4 protein-coding genes are annotated in these 3,872 nt (G+C 68.6%); 1 reads left to right on the top strand and 3 read right to left on the bottom strand.

Annotated elements, in window-relative coordinates; translation table 11 throughout:
* Nucleotides 1-941: glycosyl hydrolase family 65 protein (locus tag AB4Y86_RS13850; protein WP_441402791.1), on the top strand; the 941-nt coding region annotated here is incomplete at its 5' end.
* Between the two features lie 73 nt (nt 942-1,014).
* Here AB4Y86_RS13850 and AB4Y86_RS13845 read toward each other — a convergent pair.
* The 3 genes from AB4Y86_RS13845 to AB4Y86_RS13835 all read right to left on the bottom strand — a co-directional run.
* Nucleotides 1,015-2,019, bottom strand: a complete 1,005-nt coding sequence (locus tag AB4Y86_RS13845) for a zinc-dependent alcohol dehydrogenase family protein (RefSeq protein WP_441402790.1) — start codon at nt 2,017-2,019, stop codon at nt 1,015-1,017.
* A 132-nt stretch (nt 2,020-2,151) separates the two neighbouring features.
* Complete coding sequence (locus AB4Y86_RS13840; protein WP_441402789.1) at nt 2,152-3,288, bottom strand: YihY/virulence factor BrkB family protein; 1,137 nt, start codon at nt 3,286-3,288, stop codon at nt 2,152-2,154.
* A gap of 81 nt (nt 3,289-3,369) precedes the next feature.
* Nucleotides 3,370-3,872 (bottom strand): DUF3618 domain-containing protein (locus tag AB4Y86_RS13835; protein WP_441402788.1); only part of this gene is annotated, 503 nt, incomplete at its 5' end.

The following is a 3,872-nucleotide window of genomic DNA, read 5'->3' as shown; positions in this document are numbered from 1 at the left end:
GCGTCATGGGCCCGGACGAGTACCACACCGGAAACCCCGGCGACCCGGGCGGCGGCCTGGATGACAACGCCTACACCAACATCATGGCCGCGTGGGTGTTCGACCAGGCCGAATGGATCATGCGCTCCGTCCAAGGCTTCGACATGGAGGACCTTCGCGCCCGGCTGGGCATCACGACGGCGGAAATCGCGCACTGGGCGCGGCTGAGCCGGCGCATGTTCGTGCCGTTCCTCGCCGGCGGCATCATCAGCCAGTTCGACGGTTACGGCGAGCTCCAGGAACTGGACTGGAGCCACTACCGCCGCAGCTACCGCAACATCGAGCGGCTGGACCTCATCCTGGAGGCCGAGGGCGACAGCACCAACCACTACCGGCTCGCCAAACAGGCCGACGTCCTGATGCTGCTTTACGTCTTGGGCGAGGACCAGCTCCTGGCGTTCCTCGACCGGCTGGGCTACGCCGTCACGCCCACGCAGATGGCCGCGACGGTGGATTTCTACCTGGCCAGGACGGCGCACGGCTCCACCCTGAGCCGGGTGGCGCACGCCTCGGTCCTGGCCCAGCGCGACCCGGAACGGGCCTGGGCCACCTTCCGGGAAGCCCTGGACGCCGACCTGGATGACACCCAGGGCGGGACCACCAGTTCGGGCATCCACCTGGGCGCCATGGCCGGTTCCATCGACGTCGTCCAGCGCAGCTTCGCCGGGCTCCGGATCACCCGCGACGCCCTCCATTTCACACCCCGGCTGCCGGCCGAACTCCGCCGGGTCGATTTCCAGGTCCGCTACCGGGACCAGCTGCTGGCCATGCATCTGGAAACCGACCGGCTGGTGGTCTCCGCTGCCCCCGGCGACGCCGCCCCCGTCCTGGTCCGGGTAGGCACCAGGAAGGTCCTACTCCGCGCCGGCGAGGAACACGAATTCCTCCGCCCCGGCCGCTGACCCAAGTAGCTCGCAGTAGGTGTCGTTTTGAGCCCTCAAAAGGGCATCAATTGCGAGCTAGTTGGGCGGAATGTCAGGGGGCCACACGGATGACGGCGGCGCCGGTGACCCTGTCGGCGGCGAGATCCCGCAACGCCCGGTCCGCGGCGTCAAAAGGGTACGCAACGGTGGTCGGCCGGAGCGGAATCTCTGCTGCAAGCCGGAAGAACTCCTCGCCGTCGGCCCGCGTGTTGGCCGTAACGCTGCGCAGCTGGCGCTCCTGGAAAAGCTCGGCGGCGTAGTTCAGCGGCGGGATGTCGCTGAGGTGGATGCCGGCGACGGCGAGGGTCCCGCCGCGGTCGAGGGCACGCAGCGCCGGCGGCACCAGGGCGCCCGCGGGCGCGAACAGGATGGCGGCATCGAGCGGGTCCGGCGGCTCGTCCTCGGCCCCGCCGGCGAAGGTGGCGCCGAGGTCCAGGGCGAGGCGCCGGGCGTCCGGCGACCGCGTCATGACGTACACGCGCGCCCCCTGGTAAAGCGCCAGCTGGGCGGCGAGATGCGCGGAGGCGCCGAACCCATAGATGCCCAGCCGGCCGCCGATGGGCAGTTCGGCGCGAAGCAGGGCACGGTAGCCGATAATGCCGGCGCACAGCAGCGGGGCCGCTTCCTCATCCCGGAAGGTCTCCGGAATCCGGTAGGCGAAGTCCTCCGCGACGTTAATCAATTCGGCGTAGCCGCCGTCGCGGTCCCAGCCTGTGAAGGTGGGGGACAGGCACAGGTTTTCCTGCCCGCGCACGCAGAACCGGCAGGATCCGCAGGTGCCCCCGAGCCATGCCACCCCGACACGCTCGCCGCGCCTGAACCGGGCCGCGCCCGGGCCGCTGTCTGTCACCTCGCCAACGACCTCGTGACCGGGAACGACGTCGGGGCGTCGCGGCAATAGTTCGCCCTCGGCCAGGTGCAGGTCGGTGCGGCACACCCCGCAGACCCGCACCCGCACGAGGACTTCCCCCCGGCCAGGAACCGGATCCGGGCGCTCGCCGGACACCAGCGGGCCGCCCGCTATTGGCCCCGGCTGCGCAACCCACCAGGCCCGCACAGGGCTTCCCTTTCCCGGACGGCCGCTGGCTGGGAACCTGCTGCGGGTGCCGGCATGAATCCTCCCCGGTAGGCGGAAGTTCGCACCCCCAGCGTGCGTCCCCCCAGTACAGCCCGTGCCGGCGCGCAGCGGCTAGGGACTTTGGTCCCCCGACCCGCTCTTGGCGCTGCCCTGGTCGCGGTGCTCCTCCCGAAGTTCCCGTCCGCGGCGGATCTCTTCTTCCTCCTTGGCTTGCAGCTTGTCGCTCTGCTTCGTGTCCCGCGGCGGCAGCTGGATGGTCTCCTCGGCCTCAATGCCGGCCTGGAGCTGGCGTCCGCGCTCGGTTTCGGCATCGAACTCGGCGCCGAACAGCAGCGACATATTCAGGATCCACAGCCAGAGCAGCGCGACGATCACACCGCCGATCGCGCCGTAGGTCTTGTTGTAGCTGTTGGAGTAGGCCACGTAGAAGCCGAATGCCAGGGACGCCAGCAGAAACACGACCAAGGCGATCGCCGACCCCATGCTCAGCCAGCGGAATTTCGGCTGCTTCACGTTGGGGGTGGCGTAGTAGAGGATGGCAATCGCGACGATGATCAGCACCAGCATCACCGGCCATTTGGCGATGTTCCAGACGGCCAGGAATGTCCCGCCCAGGCCGATGATGTTCCCGACGGACTCCGCCACGGGCCCGCTGAGCACAAGCATCGCGGCCAGCACGACGACGATCAGGAGATTGACGACGGTGACGCCGAGCATGGTGCCCCGAAGCTTGAGGAACGGCCTGCCCTCGTCGGTCTCGTATACCCGGTTCATGGCGCGGCCGAAGGCGCCAACGTAGCCGGACGCGGACCAGAGGGCGGTGAGGAGGCCCAGGATGAACGTGAAGCCGGCGGCCGAGGAACCGGCCAGGTCTTCCACCACGGGGCGGATCGTCTTCACCGTTTCACCCGGTGCGATGCCCTGGACGATGTCCAGCAGAGCGGAGGTGGTTTTCTGGGCGTCCCCGAAAAGACCGAGCAGGGATACCAGCGCCAGCATCGCCGGAAAGATCGAAAGCACCGAGTAGTAGGTCAGGGCCGCGGCCAAGTCGGGGCACTTATCCTTCGTGAACTCGCGCAGGGTTTTCCTGGCGATGTACTTCCAGGAGGGCTTGGTGACGTCGGTGGGGGCGCCTGGCTTGCGCGGATCATTCGGAGCGGGCGCCGTGCGGGTTTTGGCGGTGCTGCTCTCGGCGGACTCGGCGTCGTCCATGGAGCCCGTGTCCGTCTGGGTGAGGTTCTTGGCCATCGGAATCTTCCTTCGTAGGTTAAGCGCAGCGGCCGGCTGCCCAGCGCGTCAGCGAGGGCAACCGGCCGTTTTCCGGTCAGGCTAGGCCTGCTGGACGTTGTCCTTGGCGTCTGCGGCGCGGTCCCTCACATCGGAGACTGCCGTCTGGCCTTCGTCCTTGACGTTCTGGGCGGCGTCGGTGGCCGTGGCCTTGACGTTCTCCATGGCAACCTGGGCCGGTTCCTTGAGCCCCTCGGCCACGTGCTGCGCTGCGTGGCTCAACTCCGTGGTGAGCGGTTCGGCGGCCGTCTTGAGGGCGTCTGCCGCCTCGCGTTCCTTCTGGCTGGCCGGAATCAGGGAGGACACCAGCAGGCCGGCGCCGAAGGCGATGAGCCCTGCGGCGAGCGGGTTCCCCTGCGTCTTGACCTTGGCCTGGTGCGGCGCGTCGGCGACGGCGGAGCCGGCGTCGTTCAGGTGTGAGGCGGCGCTGCCGCCTGCGGACTGCACGCCGCCAGCGGTGTGGTCGGCTGCTCCCATGACCTTCTCCTTCACTCCGAAGACGGCGTCCTTGACGTTTTCCTTGACTCGGTCAGTCTGGCGCTGGA

The sequence above is a fragment of the Arthrobacter sp. 2YAF22_2 genome, assembly GCF_052114645.1.
In the GTDB taxonomy this organism is placed as follows: Bacteria; Actinomycetota; Actinomycetes; order Actinomycetales; family Micrococcaceae; genus Arthrobacter.
The sequence above is the reverse complement of the archived record's forward strand: the minus strand, read 5'-3'. Positions and strand labels throughout refer to the sequence as shown.